Here is a 23,180-nt window from a genome sequence, read left to right on the forward strand (position 1 = left end):
CAATTTCATAAGTCCAGTGACGATAGCGGAGAGGTCACACCCGTTCCCATGCCGAACACGGAAGTTAAGCTCTCCAGCGCCGATGGTAGTTGGGGGATCTCCCCCTGTGAGAGTAGGACGTTGCTGGGCAACCAAAGGCACCTTCAAAAGAGGGTGTCTTTTTCTGTGTGAAAAAAAGACAAATCAAGAAAGTGATGAACAAATCAAGAAAATTTTCATATTAGATTTTAAAAAATCCACCGCCAATGGCGGTGGATTCTCCGGTATTTATTCACTTTCATCGGGGTAGATATAATATTTCGTTCCAAATGTTTTTGGCATATCTGCTTTAACGGCACGTTTAAAGGAAACGGCAAGCATAGCCATTATAAAAATGAGTGGAAATCCACCAACTATACTGGCAGTTTGTAATGTTTCAAGCCCGCCTAAGTACATAAGAATAATCGACGGTGTTGCTAAAATAATAGCCCAGAACATTCGGTTCCAGCGAAGTGGTTCATCGTCAATTTCTTTTTGAGTAACAGAAGCTAAAATGTATGATCCAGAATCAAACGTTGTTGCAAGAAAGACAAGCGCTAACACAACAAAGGTTGTAACAAGGATAGGGCTTAAAGGTAGTTGTGCAATTGTGCCAATAATTGCTGCTTCTGTACTAACATTATTCATCGTTTCTATTACAGAGTATTGTCCGCTTAGTTCAAGATATAGTCCGTAATTACCGAGGATTCCAAAGAAAAGTAAGCAACCGACAGTGCCATAAACAAGGGTCCCAACAACCATCTCTCGAATTGTTCTACCACGAGAAATACGTGCAACAAATAAACCTACAAATGGAGCATATACAAGCCACCAAGCCCAATAAAAAATAGTCCAGTCTTCTGGGAAGCCTGTTCGTTCGAAAGGACCTAAATCTTTAAAAGGCTCAGCCCACATGCTCATACGAAAGAAGTTATCAGTTAAGAGCCCTATACTATTTACCATGGACTTACTTAAGAAAACAGTAGGTCCAACGATAAATACGAAACCTAACAAGAAAAAGGATAGCCACAAGTTTAAATTACTTAACATTTTAATTCCCTTTTTAAGCCCAGTATAAGAGCTTATAGCAAAAATCGTTGTTGCGATTGCCAAGATAATTGTAAATAATACGATGTCTGGTTCAATTCCTGTAAAATGACTAACGCCTGCACCTATTAAAGGTGTCGCAAGCGCCATTGTTGTCCCAGCACCCCCTAATAATCCAAACATGAATAAGACATCTACAATGGTTCCAACTGGGCCATCTGCATATTTTTTTAGAACAGGTCTACAGGCTTCGCTCACCTTTAAAACAGGTCGTTTTCTTACGTAAAAAAAGTAGGAGATGGGTAATGCAGGTAAGCAGTAAATCGCCCACGCAATTGGCCCCCAGTGAAATATTCCATATGTAACAGCCCATTGGATCGCTTCTCTTGTCCCAGGTTCTACACCAAATGGTGGCCATTGATAGTAAAATGCCCACTCGATCGTTCCCCAATAAAGGACACTCGAACCAATCCCTGCAGCAAATAGCATTGCTGCCCATGTTAAAGTATTAAATTCAGGTTCTGCCCCTTTTTTTCCAAGGACAATTCGACCATATTGGCTAAATGCAATTGTAATTAGGAAGATAAAGAGAACCATTCCTATGATTAAATATAGGACCCCGAAGTTATAAGTAACAAAGGTATTAGCAGCTGATACGGCCATGTCTCCAAACTCAGGAACAGCAATTAGTGGTACAGCTACTAATATTAAAATAGCTAATGCTCCAATAAATGTTGGCCAATCAATTAAATTCTTGTTGTTCATAACAGTCTCCTTTTAATTCTGAAATTTTAATTTCATATGGGTAAGTAATAGTTTTATATCTGTTGTAACTGTTTGTATTATGCAACGGAGACCAATAATATATTCAACCAATGAAAGAGTCGTAAAAAGGACGCGAACGATTTTCTTGAGGGTTCATATAATGGTTTAAGGATGCAGAAGTAATTGAAATTGTAAGATTATATGGGAACAAGGACGAAATGTCATGCATATAGTAAATCATCCTATTTTCATAGAAAAGAAGGATAGAGTTGTTCGTTCTCGGCCATAATATAGGTGGAGGTGGAGAAACGATGGAGAGTATGTTAGACAAAAAGAAACAGGAGCATTCACAAGAATGCTTGATTTGTAAAGAGGAAAAACAGAAAGGAATTCATTTATTAACCTACTTTATTTGTAAAAACTGTGAGAAAAATGTTGTTGAAAGTGTTGCAGAGGATGATGATTATCAACATTATGTTGAACAACTGAGGAAGGTAAGAGACCAACTAATTCCTATAAACAGTAGACGATTACATTAAAATGTAGAGAAGAATGCCAGGCGTTTGATCCAAAGCTTGGCATTTTTTAATTTGGTTGTTCTTATAACTATATAAACAAGAGGATGTTTTGTATAATGATGGGAGTATTAATGAGAAGGTTGGTATAAATATGGATCAATCTAAAACCCCCTTATTTGATCATTTAATGAAACATGCAAAAGCCCACGCTCATTCGTTTCATGTCCCGGGACATAAAAATGGTAAGCTTTTTCATGAAAATGGACAAAACCTTTTTCGATCGATCTTACAAATTGATGTTACTGAAATTTCTGGAATGGATGATTTACACCATCCTAGTGGAATTATTTTCGAAGCACAGCAGTTAACTGCAGCCTTATATGGTGTGGATGAAAGTTTCTTTTTAGTGGGTGGAACAACGGTAGGTAATCTTGCCATGATTTTGAGTACTGTAAAATCAGGAGAGTACGTACTTGTTCAAAGAAACAGTCATCAGTCAATTTTTCATGGAATTGAATTAAGTGGAGCAAAACCAGTTTTTTTAGAGCCCGATATCGATGCTAATACAGAGCTTCCACTCGGTGTATCAGTAGAAACGGTGAAAAAAGCCGTAAAGCAATACCCAAATGCGAGAGCATTGCTATTAACAAACCCAACATATGAAGGGTACGGTCAATTACTAAAGGAACATATTACGATTGCCCATGAACAAAATATCCCTGTATTAGTTGATGAAGCTCATGGAGCACACTTAGTTTTTGAAGGGGAGCACTGGCCTGAATCAGCGATAAGGGCTGGAGCAGATGTTGTTGTGCAATCGACACATAAAATGCTCCCTGCCATGACAATGACATCATTTTTACATAAACAAAATGATCGTGTTGATCTTGACCAAATTAAATACTATTTAAAGGTTTTACAATCAAGTAGCCCTTCTTATCCATTATTAGCTTCGTTAGATTTAGCAAGAGCATATTTAGCAGAGGCAAAATTAAAACATAGCGATGAAATAACAAATACTGCATTAACCTTTAAACACTCCTTTAAAAAAGGGGATGGGTGGATTACTTCGTCGGAGAAAATAGACAATTATACGCAAGATCCTTTAAAGATTTTGTTTACTTCCATAAATAAACAAACGGGGTATGAATGGGGGAAGAAACTTGAGAGAATGAATGTATATCCAGAATTTACAACACCTAAACACGTTTTATTTACTTTACCATTATCAAGGGATGTAGATCCGAAAAGTTTAGAAAGAGTGAAGACTGTTTTTTTAGACGAAATGAAAGAAGTAGAGTCTCGTTCACTTGACACTTTATCTGTTTTACAAAAGCGGACGAGAGTTTCAGAAGCGGTGCTCTCATCAAATCAATTAAGCACGTTTACAAGTAGACATATCCCGTACAAAGAAGCAGTCGGGTATGTGGCAGCTGAAACGATTACGCCTTATCCTCCAGGTGTACCACTTATTTGTAAAGGGGAAATCATTACAGAAGAGCACTGTTACCATTTGGAGAACTACAAGGTTAATGGTGGTTATTTTCAAACAGGTGATGATTGGATAAGGCAAGGAATACGAGTCGTTAATTTACATAGATAAGGAGAATGTGAAGTGAGTGTATTTATTACATTTGAAGGTGGAGAAGGAGCTGGGAAAACGACAGTTCTACAGTCCGTAAAAGAGCAGTTAATAAACCAAGGGTATGAAGTTATAGCGACTAGAGAACCAGGAGGTAGTGTAATTGCAGAAAAAGTACGCGATGTAATCTTAAATCCAGATCATACAGAAATGGATGAACGGACGGAAGCGCTACTTTATGCAGCGGCAAGGAGGCAGCATTTGGTCGAGACTGTGACTCCGAAGTTAGATGAGGGGTGCATTGTCCTTTGTGATCGTTTTATTGATAGTAGTCTCGTTTATCAAGGAGTTGCAAGAGGCATTGGGGTAGAGGAAGTTCGCCAAATGAATTTGTTTGCCACAGGTGGATTAATGCCAGATTTAACTTGTTATGTTGATATCGAACCAGAAGTAGGCTTGAAACGAATTGAAGAACATAAAGGTCGGGAATATAACCGATTAGATCAAGAAAAGATTGATTTTCATTTAATGGTTCGTGATGCGTATCTAACGTTAGCTAAACAAGAACCAATCCGAATTCAAACGATTGATGGTGCACAACCACTTGATGAAGTGGTGGATCGTACGATGAAGGTTATTAACCATTACTTAAATAAAACGAATTCAAGATAAAAATATATTCATTTGTTGATAATTCTCACGCAACGTTTGTTTCTTGTTATAATACACTATATAATAAATACACTTTCATATATTAGCAATCTTAAAAGAATTGGACCATCGCTCTTTTTTAAAATTTATTGATCTAAGAATGTGAGGAGGAGAAACGAATGAAGTTAATTATGGCTGTTGTGCAGGATAAAGATAGTAACCGTTTGTCAGATGCGCTCATTGAAAATGATTATCGAGCAACAAAATTGGCAAGTACCGGTGGATTTTTAAAATCAGGAAACACAACGTTTATGATTGGTACAGAAGATAAAAACCTAGAAGATGTTCTCCAAATCATCAAGGATAACTGTAAGTCGCGAGAGCAGCTTGTTGCACCAATATCACCAATGGGAGGCAACGCAGATTCTTACGTGCCATATCCAGTTGAAGTTCAAGTTGGTGGAGCGACTGTATTTGTTTTGCCTGTTGAGCAATTTGAAAAGTTTTAAATTAAGATATGAAGTATAAAAGGTGGAAAATCGATGTCTTGGGAGCAATTAGAAGAAATACAACCCACCGTTGTTAAGATGCTGACAAACAGTTTAAAGAAAGAACGTTTAGCACATGCTTATTTATTTGAAGGCAGCCGTGGTACAGGGAAGAAAGATGTTGCGTTGATGTTAGCAAAAGCTTTCTTTTGTACAAATAGGGATGGGGTAGAACCATGTCAAATGTGCGCAGAATGTAAGCGCGTGACATCAGGAAACCATCCAGATGTTCACTTCATTCGTCCTGATGGGCAATCTATAAAAGTTGACCAAATTCGTCAGCTAAAAAAAGAATTTAGTTATCGAGGAATGGAATCAACAAAAAAAGTATACCTTGTGGAAGATGCTGAAAAGATGACGGTAGCAGCAGCTAACAGCATATTGAAATTTTTAGAAGAACCAGGTGGAGAGTCACTAGCAATTTTAATGACAACGCAATATCATCAAGTTATAAAAACGATTGTCTCTAGATCACAAACGTTAACATTTTCCCCTCTCTCCCCAGATCGTTTAATAGATCGTCTGGTAAAGGATGGAATTAATGAAACGGAAGCGAGAACAGTCGCGCAAATAACAGCGGATATGGATGAAGCGAAACAGTTTTGCCAAGAGAATTGGATTGCACATGGAAGAAACAAAGTGATACAATTAATTGATGAGATTTATTTGCGTCCAAAATACGCTTTCATTACTTTGCAAGATGGATGGATATCTTTTTTCCAAAATAAAAAGGATATGCAAATTGGATTGGATCTAATGATGATCTGGTATAGAGATGTGTTGCGTATACAAGTCAATCAAGAGGACGAGATTGTTTATATAGATCAACTGGAAAAGCTTCAAGAGCATGCTTTGAAGCAAAGTCAGAGAAAGCTGGGAGCAAACCTCCAGGCGGTAATGGATGCGAAAAGAAGGTTGGATGCAAATACCGCTCCCCAGCTATTAATGGAGCAATTGCTCCTTCGTTTACAGGAGGGATAACGTGCATCGAGTAGTAGGTGTTCGGTTTAAAAAAGCCGGGAAGATCTATTATTTCTCACCCGGTGAGATAGATATAAAAGTTGATGACTATGTCATCGTAGAAACCGCTCGTGGTATCGAGTTTGGTAAAGTTGTCATTGGAATAAAGGAAGTTGACGAAAAGGATGTCGTTCTTCCCCTAAAGAATGTCCTTCGGCTTGCAAATGAGAAGGACAAGCTCATCGTGGAAGAAAACCGTCACGAATCACAAAAGGCGTATGACGTATGTTTAAGTAAAATCAATGAGCATAACTTAGATATGAAGCTTGTTGATGTTGAATATACGTTTGACCGAAATAAAGTGCTCTTTTATTTCACTGCTGATGGACGGATAGATTTCCGTGAACTTGTAAAAGATTTAGCGTCAATCTTCCGTACCCGCATTGAATTGCGTCAAATCGGGGTACGAGATGAGGCGAAAATGCTAGGCGGCATAGGTCCTTGTGGCCGCATGCTTTGTTGTTCGACATTTTTAGGGGATTTTGAGCCTGTGTCGATTAAAATGGCAAAGGACCAAAACCTATCATTAAATCCAACAAAAATTTCCGGTTTGTGTGGAAGACTCATGTGTTGTTTAAAATATGAAAATGATATGTATGAAACAGCGAAAAAAGAGTTACCAGATTTAAATGAAGAAATGAACACAAGCTATGGAAAAGGAAAAGTTGTAGGTTTAAATATGTTAGAGCGGCTTGTTCAGGTCGAGCTTTTTGAATCAAAACGAGTGATTGAATATACGTTAGATGAGCTCATGAATGAAGGAGCCATCACCACGGAAACCACGAAATAATGAGGTGTGGGAATCGTGAATAAAAAGGAAATCTTCACGCGTGTCAGCCAAATGGAAGAACGAATAGGTGGTCTTCACCATGAGTTAGGAGAGCTGAAAGAACAATTGGCTCTTCTTCTTGAAGAGAACCATCATTTGCAAATGGAAAATGAGAATTTACGAACTCGCATGAATAAGGAAACGGTTCAAGCAGAAGAACAAGAAGAGAAAGAAACAGTCAATAATGAAAAAGCAGATGAAAAAACAACAAGCCGTGTAAAAGGTGATTTTGGAGAAGGATATGATAACCTAGCACGTCTGTATCAAGAAGGGTTTCACATTTGTAATTATCATTATGGCAGTATACGTCAAGAAGGAGATTGCTTATTTTGTCTATCCTTCTTAAATAAAGGAACAGTTACGAAAACGAATAAGAAGTAAATAACATTATTCGTATCTTATAGAACATGAAATATATAATGCTGGTTCAACTGTTAGTTCCCTAGAACGATCTGCAAATGAAGTGCTAATTTGCTATGATGAGAAGGGGTATTAACAGAATTGAATCAGCATTTTCTTTTAGTGATTTTTACTAATCATTTCAAAAAATAACTTTTTAGAAAAGGATAAGGAAAAATGGTTGATAATAAATATGAACGAATCGATTACATGCCAGGAAAAAGACGTTATATCTATCAAAGAAGCGATGTTTTCTCCTTTTCGATGGATGCTGTTTTGCTGGCGAAATTTGTGACACTTCCTTCTAAGGGTAAGGTCATTGATTTATGTGCCGGAAATGGAGCAGTTCCATTAATGATGTCACTTCGAACAAATGCTGAAATCCTTGGTGTCGAAATTCAAGAACCATTATGCGAGTTAGCAAATAAAAGCATTCAGTATAATGAACTAGAAGAACAAATTCGTATGGTGAATCAGGATATTACATTGCTAAACTCAGAAGTTAGTTGGGGGAAATACGATGTCGTAACATGCAACCCGCCATATTTTCCTGTGACGGCAGAAAAGGGCAAAAATGAGAATATGCGTGTCTCACTTGCAAGACATGAAATTGCTTGTTCGTTAGAAGATATTATACGTATAGCTTCAAGACTTGTTAAGTCATACGGAAAATTTGCGATGGTTCACCGTCCCGAGAGGATCGTTGATATTGTCTCATTAATGAGAATGTATAAAGTAGAGCCAAAACGAATTCAATATGTACACCCGAAGGCAGGTAAAGAAGCGAATATGGTTTTTATTGAAGGTGTTCGAGACGGAAGACAAGGGTTAAAAACGTTAGCGCCATTTTTTGTATATGAAGACGGACAAAGATATACGAAGGAGTTTCAAGACCATTATGAACGATCGTAAACACTTTGTGTACATATTGAAATGCAAGGATAATACGTTTTATACAGGATATACGACAAATGTCGGACGAAGATTAAAGATGCATGAGCAAGGAAAAGGTGCAAAATATACGAGAGGGAGATCGCCTCTTCTTCTAGTCCATGAAGAATGTTTTTCGACAAAGACGGAAGCATTACAAAGGGAACATGAGATCAAACAATTGTCGCGTTCGGAGAAACTCGTATTAATAAAGGATAAGAAGGTGGAAAAACATGAACATTCAAAGAAGCTATAAAGGAGAGACAGGAGGAGCCTTGTATCTTGTTCCGACACCGATAGGTAACTTGCAAGACATGACATATCGTGCAGTTGACATTTTAAAAACATCCGACCTTATTGCGGCAGAAGATACTAGGCATACGAAAAAACTATGTCATGCTTTTGAAATCGATACGCCATTAATTAGCTACCATGAGCATAATAAACGGGAGCGGGAAACTGAGTTAGTTGAAAAAATAAAAAGCGGGCAAATAATCGCTTTAGTTAGTGATGCAGGAATGCCAGCTATTTCAGATCCTGGAGCTGATTTAGCATCAAGATGTATTAAAGAAAATTTATCTGTTATTCCTTTACCTGGGGCAAACGCTGCATTATGTGCACTTATTACATCAGGGCTTTCCACTGAGGCATTTACATTTTTAGGATTTTTAAATCGGAAAAAGAAAGAGAAGGATGTAATTTTAGAGCAATGGAAACTGACAAAAAGTTCATTGATTATTTATGAAGCCCCCCATCGTATAAAAGAAACATTACAATCAATTAATGATGTACTAGGCGATCGAAATATTGCTTTGTGTCGAGAATTGACAAAACAATTCGAGACGATTATGAGAGGGCGAACAATGGAAATACTTGAAGATATTCAGCAATCGGGTATAAAAGGGGAATGTGTTCTCGTGATTGAAGGAGCATCAGAAGAAGAAGTGAGTGATGCTACTGAACCACAGTGGTGGGAAAATTTATCGACAAAAGCTCACGTTGACGTTTATATTGACCAAGGTGAATCTTCTAAGGACGCGATTAAAAAGACTGCCAAAGATCGAGGCGTAAAAAAAAGAGATGTTTATCAAGTATATCATGTTGATGAGCAACAATAAGAAAAAGCTAGACGTAGACTAATTGTCTTCGTCTAGCTTCTTTATTTATTTCTCTTGTTTTGAGATGTAGCTCTCAAGTTCTTTGACAATTTCTTTTGCACCATTAGGACTTAAAATAATTTTACCATCAGCAATTGACAAGTTGTCATCAGAAACTTCCCCAGTTACTTGACAAGTCATGTTTGGTTTATATTTTTTAAGTACAATTCGGTCGTCATCGACATAAATTTCAAGAGCGTCTTTTTCTGCAATATCTAATGTACGACGTAGTTCGATTGGTATAACAACACGTCCTAATTCGTCAACTTTACGTACAATCCCAGTAGATTTCATAATAGTGATTTCTCCTCCCGATTAAGTAAAATTTATCATCTCTTTGTCATAAAGTGTCATCTTTCGACAAATTTCTCTACCACTTTAGAATACCAACATTTCCAAAAGAAGTCAATTACATTTTGTTTTAATATAAAATTTTTTAGTAGATATATATATGCAACAATCACTAAAGGACTAGTCACACCAACTGTTTGATTAAATTTATTATAATCAATAAACCTATGAAACAAAGAAAATAACAAAACATATCATGTTTTCTAAGCTCAAACTTTTGTAGTGTATACTATCAATTTTTCGACAAACATATGCCAAATAAGTGGGTTAAATTTATTTTTTTATTTTATAGAAATAACCCCTCCAATTAGTAAAAAAATTGTTCTATATCCAACGTATACCCTATTTGGTTAAAAATGTAACGTGTTTTTGAGATATTACAATTCATTTCCTAAACTTGACAGGACGAAATGGCTTCGGTATATTTTGAACATAGGTAAAACTTGAATAAACCTTTTTCTTCGATGATAGGATGAGTAAAAGGGGATGTTCATGACAGAGAGCCAGGGAAGCTGAAAACTGGTATGAACAAAACTTTTGAATATGGTCCATTGAGAAGATTTCCTTCGAGCGTATTGAAATGATTACGTAAGGGGGAAACGTTCCCTAGCGTTACTTGGGGTTGTTGCATAGATTCATTCTTTGCAGCTACTCGAGACTGTCTTTTTGCTGATGACAGTGAATTTGGGTGGTACCACGTGAGTATACTCTCGTCCCATGGTCGGACGGGGGTTTTTTGTCGTTTTATGACCTTTTGCCACCTCTATCGTTTGAAGCAGGATGATTGTTGGAACAATATAAAAAGAAGGTTATGCAGTGAAGGAGGAAAAGTTAATGTCAGAAGAGAGAAAGACGTTTTATATTACAACGCCAATTTATTACCCAAGTGCAAAGCTTCATATTGGTCATGCGTATACGACAGTTGCAGGAGATGCGATGGCTCGTTATAAGCGTATGCGTGGATATGATGTGACGTATTTAACAGGAACAGATGAGCATGGACAAAAAATTGAACAAAAAGCAAAAGAAAAGGGAGTAACTCCTCAAGTATTTGTTGATGATATCGTAGCTGATATTCAACAATTATGGAAGAAGCTTGATATTTCTTATGACGACTTTATTCGTACAACAGAGGATCGTCATAAGAAAGTTGTCGCTAAAATCTTTGATCAGCTGTTAGAACAAGGCGACATTTATTTAGATGAATATGAAGGCTGGTACTCAATTTCTGATGAAACGTTCTACACAGAGACACAGCTTGTCGACAAAGAGTATGATGATGATGGCAACATTATTGGTGGAAAAAGCCCTGATAGCGGCCACCCAGTAGAAAAGGTAAGAGAACAATCATACTTTTTCCGTATGAGTAAATATGCTGATCGACTTCTTAAGTTTTACGAAGAAAACCCAGAATTCATTCAGCCTGAAGCCCGTAAAAATGAGATGATTAATAACTTCATTAAACCAGGCCTTGAAGATTTAGCTGTGTCTAGAACTTCTTTTGACTGGGGTGTTAAAGTCAATAAAGATCCGAAGCACGTTGTGTATGTTTGGATCGATGCGTTATCAAATTATATTACAGCATTAGGCTATGGTAGTGACAATGACGAAAAGTACCATAAATTTTGGCCAGCTGATGTCCACTTAGTAGGAAAAGAAATTGTCCGTTTCCATACGATCTATTGGCCAATTATGCTAATGGCTCTTGATTTACCACTCCCGAAAAAAGTGTTTGGTCATGGTTGGCTGTTAATGAAAGACGGTAAAATGTCAAAGTCAAAAGGCAATGTCGTTGATCCTGTCCCATTAATTGATCGTTACGGGCTTGATGCTTTACGCTACTACTTACTACGTGAAGTTCCATTCGGTTCTGATGGTGTCTTTACACCTGAAGGCTTTGTGGAGCGGGTAAACTATGATCTTGCTAATGACTTAGGAAATTTATTAAATCGAACGGTTGCAATGGTCAACAAATATTTCGATGGTGAAATCCCTAATTATGTAAAGGATGCTACGCCATTTGACGAGTCCCTTGTCGAATTAGTTAATGCAACGGTTGATAAAGTAGAAAAGGCACTTGAAGATATGGAATTCTCTGTGGCATTAACAGCTATTTGGCAATTAGTTAGTCGCACGAATAAATATATTGATGAAACCCAACCATGGATTCTTGCGAAGGATGAAGATGCAAAAGAACAGTTAGGATCAGTTATGTATCACTTAGCTGAATCGCTACGTTATATTTCAATCTTAATCCAGCCTTTTATGACGGAAACTCCAAATAAGATTTGGCAGCAACTTGGTATTTCTGAAAGTGAAACGACATGGGAATCCATTCAATCATTCGGTCAATTAAATAATGGCACAAGAGTTGTTAAAAAAGGTGAACCACTCTTCCCGCGCCTTGACGTACAAGAAGAAGTCGCACATATCGTTGAAACAATGGGTGGCACAGTTATTACTGAAGAAGACAAAAAGGAAGAGGAAGAAGCAATGGAAGCACCAGAAGTCGATGAAATTACAATTGATGATTTTACAAAGGTAGACCTTCGTGTAGCAGAAATAATTGAAGCTGAAAAAGTGAAAAAAGCAGATAAGTTATTAAAAATCCAGCTTGATTTAGGCTTTGAAAAACGCCAAGTCGTTTCAGGAATTGCAAAATATTACAGTCCTGAAGAGCTCGTCGGAAAAAAAGTGATTTGTGTAACGAATCTAAAGCCTGTTAAACTTCGTGGCGAATTATCTCAAGGAATGATTCTAGCAGGATCTAACAATGATGATTTAACACTTGCAACAGTAGAAAGCTCGTTACCAAACGGCTCCCAAGTAAAGTAATAACGTTATAAAAGAAGCTGTCTCGTTTTTTTGGCTAATTATTTCATACAAAGAAAGGTTTTGGAAAGAGTATGAAAAGTAGGCTTAACCGAGGCAGCTTTCTTTATTTATTTTTCGTGTAACGGAACTCTTTAAAATAAGGTTTTGTTCTATTTTTAGTTGATAAAAGAAATGAAATGTTGGTGTAGATAGGTTGGGACGAGCGATAGGCGGCAACTCTAGCACAAGCACCAACTTCACGAGTAAGCTACGCGCTACCTCGACGCAGCTACAAAGAAGACACCGTGAATGAGAACGAAGTGTTGCATGAACGGATGTCGCACATGTGCCTAGAGGCGAAAGTGTCCGCCGATAGCGGAGATACATAATCAACAATAACAGAGCGTTAGCCTATTTTAATTAACAGCTTATATAGAAGAAATTGGTACAAGACTGAAAATTTACAAATGATTCGAATGATAATTAGGAGGCATTACGATGTTATTTGATACACATGTTCATTTAAATGCAGATCAGTACGAAGAAGATGTTGAAGAAGTCATTGAACGAGCGAAAGAGGCAGGCGTAGAAAATATGGTCGTTGTCGGATTTGATGAAAAAACGATCCTTAAAGCGATGGACCTTGTAGAAAAGTACGACTTCTTATATGCAGCAGTTGGTTGGCATCCAGTTGATGCAATTGATTTAGAAGATCGTCATCTTCAATGGATTGAAGAGTTGTCTGCTCATCCAAAAGTTGTCGCTATCGGTGAAACAGGGTTAGATTATCATTGGGATAAATCACCAAAGGATGTGCAAAAGGAAGTATTTAGAAAACAAATCCATTTAGCGAAGAAAGTAAATTTACCAATTATTATTCATGACCGTGAAGCTCACGCAGACATCGTTGAAGTTTTAAAAGAGGAAAATGCACAAGAGGTTGGTGGGGTTATGCATTGTTTTGGTGGTGATGCGGAGATTGCAAAAGAATGTCTTGATATGAACTTTTACATTTCATTTGGAGGTCTTGTTACGTTTAAAAATGCAAAGCTGCCAAAGGCAGTAGCAAAAGAAGTCCCACTAGATCGTTTATTGATCGAGACTGATGCACCATTTCTTGCACCACACCCTTATCGTGGTAAACGAAATGAACCTGCCTATGTCAAACTAGTAGCTGAACAAATAGCAGAGCTTCGTGAGATGAGTTATGAAGATTTTGCAAACGAAACAACGAAAAATGCGCAAAAACTTTTCGGGTTAATTTGATACAAGATTTCCTCGAAATGTGAATAAACATGTCCGATTAAAGTCTTATTTTCTCTCGTTCTACAATGTCCTAACGGTGCATATAGTAGTGTTGTCGATAGTTTTTCCTTTCCTATTCTCTCTCTTTATATCATAATATCTAGGAAAGTGTCCTCATACTTTCATTGACAAGGTGGTGAGTTAAGGGTATAATTCGGTTTCTGAGGGAGGGGTTCAACCATGAATCAATGGATGAAGCAGTTTCTTTCCAGTTTTTCTTGGAGGAAAATTGCCATATCCAGCGTAGGTCTCTTAGTAATCATGAGTATGGTAGGATTTGCGATATACGAAGTAACAAAGACATCAGTTACCGTTAAAGCAGAAGAGAAAGAAGAAACAATTTATACTCATGCATCTACTGTAGGCGAAGTTTTAAAGAAACAAGGAATAGACGTTGGAGAACATGATTATATCGAACCAACTTTAGACACAGCAATCACAGAAGCTATGAAAATTGTATATATACCTGCACAGCAAATTGTCGTAAACCTAGAAGGCGATATGAGAACAGTTTGGACGATCGCTTCGACTGTTCAAGAGTTAATGGTCGAAATAGGCGTTGAAGTGAAGGAACATGATGTTATTGAACCTTCACTGAATGATGAATTAACAGCAAATACAAAGGTTAAATATGAGGAAGCTTTTCTTGTTACTTTAACAAGTGATGGAGAAGAACAAGAAGTCTGGACGACTTCGACAACGGTCGCTGATCTTTTAGAAAGAGAAGAGATTACTCTCGATGAATTAGACCGTGTTGAACCTGCAACTGATAAGGCTCTTAATAAAGAGGCGGAGGTTCAAGTGGTTCGTGTGGAAAAGGTCACCGATGTTGTTGAGGAAACCATTGATTATGCAACAGTAACCCGAAACGACTCTTCGTTAAATCGAGGTTCAGAAAAAGTTGTTCAAGGCGGACAAGAAGGTAAAGTTGAAAAGCATTATGAAGTTATTTTTGAAGATGGAGAAGAAGTATCTAGAGAACTTATAAAAGAAGAGGTCGTAAAAGAAAGTGAAGACCGAGTTGTTGCAGTCGGTACTCGAAACCCGACGCCTACTGTTTCTCGTGATAACTCATCATCTTCTTCAAGTGACGGAAGTTGGCAAACATTTAATGCAACTGCATATACAGCATATTGTAACGGGTGCTCTGGGATTACTGCCACAGGCATTAACTTAAGGGAAAACCCCAATGCAAATGTCATAGCAGTTGATCCGAATGTCATTCCGCTTGGAACGCGAGTAGAAGTGAAAGGGTACGGGACGTTCCTTGCTGCAGATACTGGTGGAGCGATCCGAGGAAATAAAATTGATATTTTTATGCCAAACCGTAGTGATGCCACTGCTTTTGGTAGGAGATCTGTCCAAATTAGAATAGTAGATTAGTATAAACACAGAGGCTTTCTCTGTGTTTTTTCTTTTGTCTTATTAAAGGGTATCTTTGCTTTATTCGTACGTGTTGTTTATCGGCTTCTTATGGTATCATCTTCTATATATTAGACGTATGAAACAGAATAAAGTTTCAAACTCTCTAAAAATAAACATAAATGAATTGGAAGCATAAGAGAAAGGATTAAGTATGAAGCCCTATATTAAAGAAATGATTGTCGTTGAAGGGAAGAGTGATACAAATGCCCTTCAAAAAACGATAGACTGTGACACAATTGAAACAAATGGCTCTGCTGTCAGTAATTCTGTTATTCAGCAAGTCAAATTAGCAAAAGAACGTCGTGGTGTGATTGTATTTACAGATCCCGATTTTCCTGGAGAGAAAATTCGTAAAACGATTGACCAAGCTGTACCTGGTTGTAAGCATGCATTTTTACCAAAAGAGGCAGCAATTGATGTACGGAAGAAGAAAGTTGGTGTGGAGCATGCTTCAAATGAAGATTTATATAACGCGCTTAAAGAAGCCAAACCTTCTTATACTACAGAAGAGACAACATTGATTACTCAAAGTGATTTAATAACGGCAGGTCTACTTGCAGGTAAAGGGTCAAAACAGAAAAGGGAAAGGTTAGGGGTTCTCTTAAAAATTGGCTATTCAAACGGAAAACAATTATTAAAACGATTACAGCAGTTCAGAGTAACAAAAAAAGAATTTATAACTGCTTTACAACAAATAGAAAGGGAGCAGCAACATGATGAATAAAGATATCGCTACCCCGAAACGAACAAAAGAAATATTACAAAAATATGGTTTTTCATTTAAGAAAAGTTTAGGTCAAAACTTCCTCATTGATACAAATGTCCTTGAGAGAATAGTAAAAGCAGCTGACTTAAAAGACTCTTCTGGGGTCATTGAAATAGGGCCAGGAATAGGGGCTTTAACAGAACAAATTGCCAAACGAGCGGAAAAGGTCGTCGCTTTTGAGATTGATCAACGACTACTTCCAATTTTAGATGAGACACTTTCACCATACCATCACGTCAAAGTCATTCACCGAGATGTATTAAAAGCAGACGTAAAGGAAGTTATTGATGAGGAGTTCGATCAAAATAAGGATTTAGCAGTTGTAGCCAACTTACCTTATTACGTAACGACACCAATCTTGATGAAGTTATTAGAAGAGAAGCTTCCTGTTCGGACAATAGTCGTGATGATTCAAAAGGAAGTGGCTGAAAGAATCGCAGCCGAACCAAACTCGAAGGATTATGGTTCTTTATCGATTGCTACTCAGTTTTATGCAGAAGCAAAAACAGTTTTTACTGTACCTAAGAGTGTTTTTGTTCCCCAGCCTAATGTTGATTCAGCCATTTTACGCCTTACATTAAGGGATGAACCACCAGTAAATGTACCTGATGAAACATTCTTCTTCGATTTGGTTAGAGCGTCATTTAAGCAACGGAGAAAAACGATCCTAAACAATTTATCACAACATTTTAACGCTGGAAAATCAGAGATCGAAGGGTATTTGTTAGAAGCGGGAATTGACCCAAAACGTAGAGGTGAATCACTATCTATGGATGAGTTCGCGCTTTTAAGTCATAGATTATTCGTACATTTTCCAAATAAGTAGCATTCGACGGCCTTCTCGCATAAGTTATCGTGTGAGGAGGCGTTTGTCATGTCAGATATAAAGGAAGGTACTATTGTAGGGCGGTCTTCTTATAACTGTGACCTCGTCTTTCGTGTCAAAAGAATAGAAGGTGAGACGGCAATTTTATATGGGGAAGATATGCGGCTAATTGCAGATGCTCCTCTAAGTGACTTAGTATTCATTGAGGAAGCTGAAAGAAAGAAGCGCGCCGAGCATGAAAAACAAAAGGAAGAAAGCTGTTATCAGCTTTTTCGCCAAGAACGAAAGCTTATCCGTGAAAAAAGTGAGTTCGAAGTAACGTCAGGCTATACGAAAAAAAACGATTATTTTGAAGTGCCAGGAAGAGTACTTCATATAGATGGTGATTCTCTTTACTTAAAAAAGTGTACCCAAGTCTATGATAAGTTAGGAGTTCCCGTATACGGGGTACATCTTCAAGAAAAAGAGATGCCTCTACAAATTGGCTCTTTAATTGAAATGATCCGCCCTGACATCCTAGTTATTACAGGGCACGATGCATATATGAAAAATAAAGGTACTAAACAAGATATGAAAGCATATCGAAACTCTAAACATTTTGTTGAGGCTGTAAAGGAAGCGAGAAAGGTCGTTCCGTATATGGATCATTTAGTTATATTTGCAGGCGCCTGCCAATCACATTTTCAATCGATTTTAAAGGCAGGAGCAAACTTTGCTAGCTCACCTGATCGAATCAATATTCATGCCCTTGACCCAGTTTACGTTGTATCAAAAGTGAGCTTAACTCCTTTTATGGAACGTGTAGGAGTGTGGGATGTATTAAAAGTATCACTGACGGGTGAAAAAGGACTTGGTGGTATTGAAACAACTGGATCACTTAGGAGAGGGATGCCTCATTTTCATTTTAAAGAAGAAGAAGATGATGATGAAGAGTGATTTTGTAAAAGAGAATTTCGTTTAGCGATCATATGATGGTCGCTCTTTTTTTGTTTTTTTAATCAATAATTACTCTTTTTATAAGACTTCATACATAATTCGCAAATATTGTCACATTCTATATGATGTGGATCAGAAAAAGTAGTTGACACACAGTGTTTATCATTGTTATAATTTTAATTTTATTTGACAAAATAAATGTTGTGTGGTAAGCTATTGAATAGTGAGGTGTAGTCAATGGCGAAAACATTAATCGAGATTAAACGTTCGCTTGATGAAAATGTCGGAAAGCGAATTATGATTCAAGCAAACGGCGGAAGAAAGAAGATGATTGAACGCTCAGGTCTTTTAGAAGGCACTTACCCATCAGTATTTACGATTAAGTTAGATGAAGATCAAAATACAGTGGAGCGTGTCTCTTACAGCTACACAGACATTCTTACAGAAACAGTCAAGCTGAGCCTCTGTGATGAAGCAAAAGCGACTGAACAAGTATAATTTGATGTTCTAAATGTACGGAACATCACCATCGGGAACAATTGCTTAAGAAATGATCTTCAAAACCATTTATGGTTTTGGATCGTTTTTTGGGCAATTGTTTTTTTTTATCCCCAAAAAATAAGCTCTTAATTTGGAAGCGCATTGTTGTTTCCGATGATTTCTGGCTCGCCCTGTTCCCGTGCTTGTAGATGAAGAAGCAACAAACTTCAACACAACCTAAAAGAAAGGTAAACATTCACTTCTTTATTTTTTCCTTCTTAAGGGAACAATAAAGTTGTCACAGTTACTGGAAGGGGTTGTTTCTCATGGCCAGAAGAAGAGGTGTCATGTCAGATCATCTGAAAGAAGAGCTGGCAAAGGAGTTAGGCTTTTATGATACTGTTCAGCGAGAAGGTTGGGGCGGTATTAAAGCACGAGACGCTGGGAACATGGTGAAACGAGCTGTTGAAATAGCAGAAAGACAGCTAACCGAACAAAAACATTAAAAAACTGTGACATATAAGAGGCTGTCTTTTTACAAGGCAGCCTCATTTAATTTCACATAACGTAAGTATAAAACATCGATAATCAAGCAATGCTTGTTGGTAAATACTAGCTTGAAAAGTAAAAGTGTTAATGTACTTGTTTTTTATAAAACTTCATATTAATAGGCTAGTCTCACCTCATAACAAATGGTAAAATAACGAAAGTACTGTGACGGAGAAAAAGTAGGTGATGACATGCAAACCATTGTAAAGGCTCCAGCTAAAATTAATTTAACATTAGATGTTGTCCGAAAAAGGGATGATGGATTCCATGATGTCGAAATGGTCATGACGACGATTGACTTAGCAGATAGAATTCATCTAAAAACTTTAGAGACGGATCAAATTATTATTGATGTAACAAAAGGGTATGTTCCAAGTGATGAAAAGAATTTAGCTTACCAAGCAGCACATCTTTTAAAAGAACGATTAGGGATCAAAAAAGGAGTTTCGATCTTTATTGATAAGCAAATTCCTGTTTCTGCTGGTCTCGCTGGTGGAAGTTCAGATGCGGCTGCAGTACTTCGAGGATTAAATGATATATGGGAATTAGGTTTAACGTTAGATGAACTAGCTGAAATCGGACTACAAATTGGTTCAGACGTTCCGTTTTGTGTGTATGGAGGGACAGCCATAGCTAGAGGGCGTGGAGAGAAATTAGAGTTTATATCCGCACCTCCACCCTGTTGGGTTATATTAGCTAAACCGCCGATTGGTGTTTCCACTAAAGAGGTATATCAACGAATAAAAGTGGATGAGGTCGACCATCCGCAAACAGCTTTAATGGTTAAAGCAATTGAATCGAATAACTTTGAACAAGTGTGTAGTAATTTAAGCAACGTCATGGAAGATGTTACTTTTAATATGCATCCTGCTGTGAAAAAAATAAAAGATCGAATGAAGCAATTTGGCTCTGAAGGCACTGTCATGAGCGGTAGTGGACCGACGGTGTTTTCATTAACGCAAAATGATTCAAAAGCTGAGCGTTTGTATAATGGGTTAAAAGGCTTTGTCGAGCAAGTGTATACTGTACGCCTTTTAGGGCAAAGACACAAGTAGAGACACGCCTACTTGTGGAATCCGTACAAAAGTGGTATATTACACTTAGAATATTCGGATTTTACGGAGGTACTCATGAAATATCGACGAAGTGGCCGTTTAGTTGACATGACCAATTATTTTTTAGCGCATCCTCACCATCAAATCCCTTTAACGTATTTTTCGGAAAAATACGAGTCAGCAAAATCATCGATTAGTGAGGATATAGGCATAATTAAAGAAGTGTTTGAATCAAAAAATATCGGTACGATTGAAACTGCAGCAGGAGCAACTGGTGGTGTGACATACATACCCACTGTTGACCGTTTGCAGACAGAAGAGCAAGTTGACTCATTGTGTGAACGCCTAGAAGACCCTAATCGCCTTCTTCCAGGAGGGTACTTATATATGATGGATGTAATTGGTGATCCATCATTAATCCAAGGGTTAGGACGTATCTTTGCGTCCTCTTTCCGTAACTCTGAAGTTGATGCTGTTATGACGATGGCGACGAAGGGCATACCACTAGCCTATGCTGTAGCAAGTCATTTAAATGTTCCAGTCAGTATTGTTCGCCATGAGCACCGTATTACGGAAGGTTCAATTGTTAGTATCAACTATGTATCAGGATCTAAAAAGCGCATTCAAACGATGTCACTTGCAAGACGTAGTTTAAAGCCGTATTCAAATGTACTAATAATTGATGATTTCATGAAAGCTGGTGGGACTATCCGAGGCATGATGGACTTGGTTTCAGAGTTCCAATCAACTGTTGCCGGTGTAGGTGTGTTAACTGAGGCGGTCCATGAAGAAGAGAAGTTAGTTTCTGATTATGTTTCTTTAACGAGGTTGTCTCAAGTTGATGAAAGAGAAAGAACGATAAAAGTGGAACGTGGAAATCTATTTCAAGGTAAATATTATTTCGAGAGTTGAGGTCACATCAATTGGTGTGATCTTTTTTGCACTTTAAGAACGTCAACTAGGCCTATACCTTCACCTGATAGGATCAAAATTCCACAGCTTTTCTTAATAGTCCCAATCGTTTCCCCCGTCCATTACTTGCTGGAAAATTGACAGTAAATTTTTAATGATAAATTTATTCCATATTTTTTCACAAAAAAGAAGGTTTTTTTATTTGCTTGTAGAATTTGATTAACTAAGATTCTATTTATTTGTGAAGGTGGTGGCAGATATGGAAGTAACAGATGTGAGACTTCGCCGTGTGAATACGGAAGGTCGTATGCTTGCAATCGCATCTATTACCATCGATGATGAATTTGTCGTACATGACATTCGTGTGATCGACGGCAATAATGGCATGTTTGTAGCAATGCCGAGCAAGCGTACCCCAGATGGAGAATTTAGAGATATTGCTCATCCAATATCTTCTAAAACTCGCGAGAAGATTCAAACTGCGGTGTTAGCTGAGTATGAACGTGCAGGAGAAGAAGTTGAATATGAAGAAGCGGGCGCTTCTTAAATGAAAAAAGGACCTAGTCGATACGACTAGGTTATTTTTTTTCACTAAAATTGAATGAAGCTTATAAATCTGAGACTTTGCGGTTCAATACTTATTAAAACAGCATTTGAATAAGGGTAGCGCAGCTTAAAAATGAAAACTATTATAATAGATGCTTTCTTTTGATACAAATGAAAAAGATATTAGCTACTGCGGTCCAAATAAAAAGTCTACGTTATAAAAACTTTGATGTGAATGAATCTTCAATTTCACATTTTCTATATGTAAAAACTGTTATAATAGCATTAGAGTGAAAGCAGAGATTCTTTGTACCTTGAAAAGAAGGGAAATATAAGATATATTCGTAATGGAAAATTGAGCCCTTGGAGGTTGCTATATGAATAAAAGATTTGCAGTAATTCTCGCTGCTGGAAAAGGAACGAGGATGAAATCAGACTTATATAAAGTGCTTCATCCTGTTTGTGAAAAGCCGATGGTTCAACATATCGTTGATCAATTGAAAGGTTGCAACGTAGAAAAAACAATTGCAATTGTAGGTCACGGAGCAGATACAGTAAAAGATCAATTAGGAAATGACATTGAGTATGCTCTTCAAGAGGAGCAGCTTGGAACAGGTCACGCTGTGATGCAAGCAGAAAACGTTTTAAACGATAAAGACGGAACAACCGTCGTTTTATGTGGAGATACCCCCTTATTAACGAAAGAAACGATAGATGCGCTTATTGAAGAACATGAAAGTAAGGGAGCGAAAGCAACTGTTCTTACTGCTTCAGCCGAAGACCCGACTGGCTATGGACGAATCATTCGTAGTAATGACGGTTCGGTGAAGAAAATTGTTGAGCATAAAGATGCATCTGATGAGGAACGATTAGTTGAAGAGATAAATACTGGGACGTATTGCTTCGATAACCGTACGTTATTTGAAGCCTTAAAACACGTAAATAACGATAATGTCCAAGGAGAATACTATTTACCGGATGTTATTGAGATTTTGCAAAAGCAAGATGAAATCATCGCGGCGTATTTAACCGATGATTTTAATGAAACTATGGGGGTAAATGACAGAGTTGCATTAAGTCGCGCTGAGCAAATAATGAAGAAACGCACGAATGAACAATTGATGCGTGATGGTGTAACAATTATAGACCCAGACCATACATATGTTTCGGTTGATGCAAAAGTAGGCAAAGACACGGTTTTATACCCTGGAACAATGATTAAAGGCGATGTAACAATCGGGGAACAATGTACAATTGGCCCACATTCTGAGATCGAAAATAGTATGATAGGAAATGAGACAACGGTTAAGCAATCTGTTGTTCATCATAGTGAAGTAGGTAATCGTGTTTCAATAGGTCCTTTCTCTCACCTACGACCTCAGACAAAACTAGGTAATGACGTTAGAGTGGGTAACTTTGTTGAACTGAAGAAAATGTCTATGGAAAATGGCAGTAAAGCTTCACACTTGAGCTATCTCGGTGATGCTGAGATTGGTGAAGGAGTTAATGTCGGTTGTGGTTCGATTACTGTGAATTACGATGGCAAAAATAAATATTTAACGAAAATTGAGGACGGGGCATTTATTGGTTGTAATTCAAACTTAATTGCACCAGTAACTGTTGGCAAAGAAGCTTATGTAGCTGCTGGATCTACCATTACTGATGATGTTCCTGGAGAGTCATTAGCGATTGCCCGTGAGCGCCAAACGAACAAGGATGGTTATGTTAAAAAAAATAAATAATAAGTACTA

24 protein-coding genes and 1 rRNA gene are annotated in these 23,180 nt (G+C 37.6%); 23 read left to right on the forward strand and 2 right to left on the reverse strand.

Annotated elements, in window-relative coordinates:
- Positions 1–12 precede the first annotated feature (12 nt).
- Positions 13–129 (forward strand): 5S ribosomal RNA (gene rrf, locus LGQ02_RS00205).
- 138 nt (positions 130–267) lie between these two features.
- Here rrf and LGQ02_RS00210 read toward each other — a convergent pair.
- A complete protein-coding gene (locus LGQ02_RS00210; RefSeq protein WP_226516286.1) occupies positions 268–1,830 on the reverse strand; it encodes a BCCT family transporter in 1,563 nt (520 codons plus the stop codon).
- Positions 1,831–2,141: 311 nt separating this feature from the next.
- Between LGQ02_RS00210 and LGQ02_RS00215 the strand changes: the two genes are divergently transcribed.
- The 10 genes from LGQ02_RS00215 (at position 2,142) to rsmI (ending at position 9,425) form a co-directional block, all read left to right on the forward strand.
- Entirely contained in the window at positions 2,142–2,369 is a 228-nt protein-coding gene (locus LGQ02_RS00215; protein ID WP_226516287.1) for a sigma factor G inhibitor Gin, read from the forward strand.
- Between the two features lie 88 nt (positions 2,370–2,457).
- A complete protein-coding gene (locus LGQ02_RS00220; protein WP_226516288.1) occupies positions 2,458–3,951 on the forward strand; it encodes an aminotransferase class I/II-fold pyridoxal phosphate-dependent enzyme in 1,494 nt (497 codons plus the stop codon).
- A 12-nt stretch (positions 3,952–3,963) separates the two neighbouring features.
- Positions 3,964–4,602: a dTMP kinase gene (gene tmk / locus LGQ02_RS00225; RefSeq protein WP_226516289.1), complete on the forward strand. Its 639-nt coding sequence runs from the start codon at positions 3,964–3,966 to the stop codon at positions 4,600–4,602.
- A 158-nt stretch (positions 4,603–4,760) separates the two neighbouring features.
- Positions 4,761–5,090, forward strand: a complete 330-nt coding sequence (locus LGQ02_RS00230; protein ID WP_226516290.1) for a cyclic-di-AMP receptor — start codon at positions 4,761–4,763, stop codon at positions 5,088–5,090.
- A 33-nt stretch (positions 5,091–5,123) separates the two neighbouring features.
- The gene (holB, locus tag LGQ02_RS00235; protein ID WP_226516291.1) at positions 5,124–6,110 is read left to right on the forward strand and encodes a DNA polymerase III subunit delta'; all 987 of its coding nucleotides are present in this window, start codon (positions 5,124–5,126) and stop codon (positions 6,108–6,110) included.
- Between the two features lies 1 nt (position 6,111).
- Positions 6,112–6,939 (forward strand): PSP1 domain-containing protein, encoded by an 828-nt coding sequence (locus LGQ02_RS00240; protein WP_226516292.1) that lies wholly within the window; start codon positions 6,112–6,114, stop codon positions 6,937–6,939.
- A 15-nt stretch (positions 6,940–6,954) separates the two neighbouring features.
- On the forward strand, positions 6,955–7,359 hold the full coding sequence (gene yabA, locus LGQ02_RS00245; RefSeq protein ID WP_226516293.1) for a DNA replication initiation control protein YabA: 405 nt from the start codon (positions 6,955–6,957) through the stop codon (positions 7,357–7,359).
- A gap of 195 nt (positions 7,360–7,554) precedes the next feature.
- Positions 7,555–8,289: a tRNA1(Val) (adenine(37)-N6)-methyltransferase gene (locus LGQ02_RS00250; protein ID WP_226516294.1), complete on the forward strand. Its 735-nt coding sequence runs from the start codon at positions 7,555–7,557 to the stop codon at positions 8,287–8,289.
- Entirely contained in the window at positions 8,276–8,563 is a 288-nt protein-coding gene (locus LGQ02_RS00255) for a GIY-YIG nuclease family protein (protein WP_226516295.1), read from the forward strand. The genes LGQ02_RS00250 and LGQ02_RS00255 overlap by 14 nt, the downstream gene beginning before the upstream one ends.
- Positions 8,541–9,425, forward strand: coding sequence for a 16S rRNA (cytidine(1402)-2'-O)-methyltransferase (gene rsmI, locus LGQ02_RS00260; protein ID WP_226516296.1), 885 nt, complete (start codon positions 8,541–8,543; stop codon positions 9,423–9,425). Before LGQ02_RS00255 ends, rsmI begins: the two co-directional genes overlap by 23 nt.
- A 45-nt stretch (positions 9,426–9,470) precedes the next feature.
- On the opposite strand, the gene LGQ02_RS00265 is transcribed toward rsmI, so the two are convergent.
- The gene (locus tag LGQ02_RS00265) at positions 9,471–9,758 is read right to left on the reverse strand and encodes a transition state genes transcriptional regulator AbrB (RefSeq protein WP_226516297.1); all 288 of its coding nucleotides are present in this window, start codon (positions 9,756–9,758) and stop codon (positions 9,471–9,473) included.
- 891 nt (positions 9,759–10,649) lie between these two features.
- Between LGQ02_RS00265 and metG the strand changes: the two genes are divergently transcribed.
- The 12 genes from metG to glmU all read left to right on the forward strand — a co-directional run bounded on the left by metG (position 10,650) and on the right by glmU (position 23,171).
- Positions 10,650–12,650, forward strand: a complete 2,001-nt coding sequence (gene metG, locus LGQ02_RS00270) for a methionine--tRNA ligase (RefSeq protein WP_226516298.1) — start codon at positions 10,650–10,652, stop codon at positions 12,648–12,650.
- A 477-nt stretch (positions 12,651–13,127) separates the two neighbouring features.
- Positions 13,128–13,895, forward strand: a complete 768-nt coding sequence (locus LGQ02_RS00275; protein ID WP_226516299.1) for a TatD family hydrolase — start codon at positions 13,128–13,130, stop codon at positions 13,893–13,895.
- Positions 13,896–14,114: 219 nt separating this feature from the next.
- Complete coding sequence (locus LGQ02_RS00280; protein ID WP_226516300.1) at positions 14,115–15,317, forward strand: resuscitation-promoting factor; 1,203 nt, start codon at positions 14,115–14,117, stop codon at positions 15,315–15,317.
- A 193-nt stretch (positions 15,318–15,510) separates the two neighbouring features.
- Positions 15,511–16,083 carry a ribonuclease M5 gene (rnmV, locus tag LGQ02_RS00285; protein WP_226516301.1) on the forward strand — a complete coding sequence of 191 codons (573 nt, stop codon included), beginning with the start codon at positions 15,511–15,513 and terminating at the stop codon, positions 16,081–16,083.
- On the forward strand, positions 16,076–16,951 hold the full coding sequence (rsmA, locus tag LGQ02_RS00290; RefSeq protein ID WP_226518170.1) for a 16S rRNA (adenine(1518)-N(6)/adenine(1519)-N(6))-dimethyltransferase RsmA: 876 nt from the start codon (positions 16,076–16,078) through the stop codon (positions 16,949–16,951). Before rnmV ends, rsmA begins: the two co-directional genes overlap by 8 nt.
- Before the next feature lie 48 nt (positions 16,952–16,999).
- Positions 17,000–17,887 (forward strand): sporulation peptidase YabG, encoded by an 888-nt coding sequence (yabG, locus tag LGQ02_RS00295; protein ID WP_226516302.1) that lies wholly within the window; start codon positions 17,000–17,002, stop codon positions 17,885–17,887.
- 237 nt (positions 17,888–18,124) lie between these two features.
- Positions 18,125–18,385: a biofilm formation stimulator Veg gene (gene veg, locus LGQ02_RS00300; protein WP_226516303.1), complete on the forward strand. Its 261-nt coding sequence runs from the start codon at positions 18,125–18,127 to the stop codon at positions 18,383–18,385.
- A gap of 308 nt (positions 18,386–18,693) precedes the next feature.
- Positions 18,694–18,873, forward strand: a complete 180-nt coding sequence (locus LGQ02_RS00305) for a small, acid-soluble spore protein, alpha/beta type (RefSeq protein ID WP_226516304.1) — start codon at positions 18,694–18,696, stop codon at positions 18,871–18,873.
- A gap of 234 nt (positions 18,874–19,107) precedes the next feature.
- Positions 19,108–19,971 carry a 4-(cytidine 5'-diphospho)-2-C-methyl-D-erythritol kinase gene (gene ispE / locus LGQ02_RS00310; protein WP_226516305.1) on the forward strand — a complete coding sequence of 288 codons (864 nt, stop codon included), beginning with the start codon at positions 19,108–19,110 and terminating at the stop codon, positions 19,969–19,971.
- Between the two features lie 75 nt (positions 19,972–20,046).
- On the forward strand, positions 20,047–20,883 hold the full coding sequence (gene purR, locus LGQ02_RS00315) for a pur operon repressor (RefSeq protein WP_226516306.1): 837 nt from the start codon (positions 20,047–20,049) through the stop codon (positions 20,881–20,883).
- A gap of 259 nt (positions 20,884–21,142) precedes the next feature.
- Positions 21,143–21,430, forward strand: coding sequence for a septation regulator SpoVG (spoVG, locus tag LGQ02_RS00320; protein ID WP_226516307.1), 288 nt, complete (start codon positions 21,143–21,145; stop codon positions 21,428–21,430).
- Between the two features lie 376 nt (positions 21,431–21,806).
- Complete coding sequence (glmU, locus tag LGQ02_RS00325; protein WP_226516308.1) at positions 21,807–23,171, forward strand: bifunctional UDP-N-acetylglucosamine diphosphorylase/glucosamine-1-phosphate N-acetyltransferase GlmU; 1,365 nt, start codon at positions 21,807–21,809, stop codon at positions 23,169–23,171.
- The last annotated feature ends 9 nt before the right edge of the window (positions 23,172–23,180 follow it).

The organism is Bacillus shivajii, assembly GCF_020519665.1.
Lineage (GTDB): Bacteria > Bacillota > Bacilli > Bacillales > Salisediminibacteriaceae > Bacillus_CA > Bacillus_CA shivajii.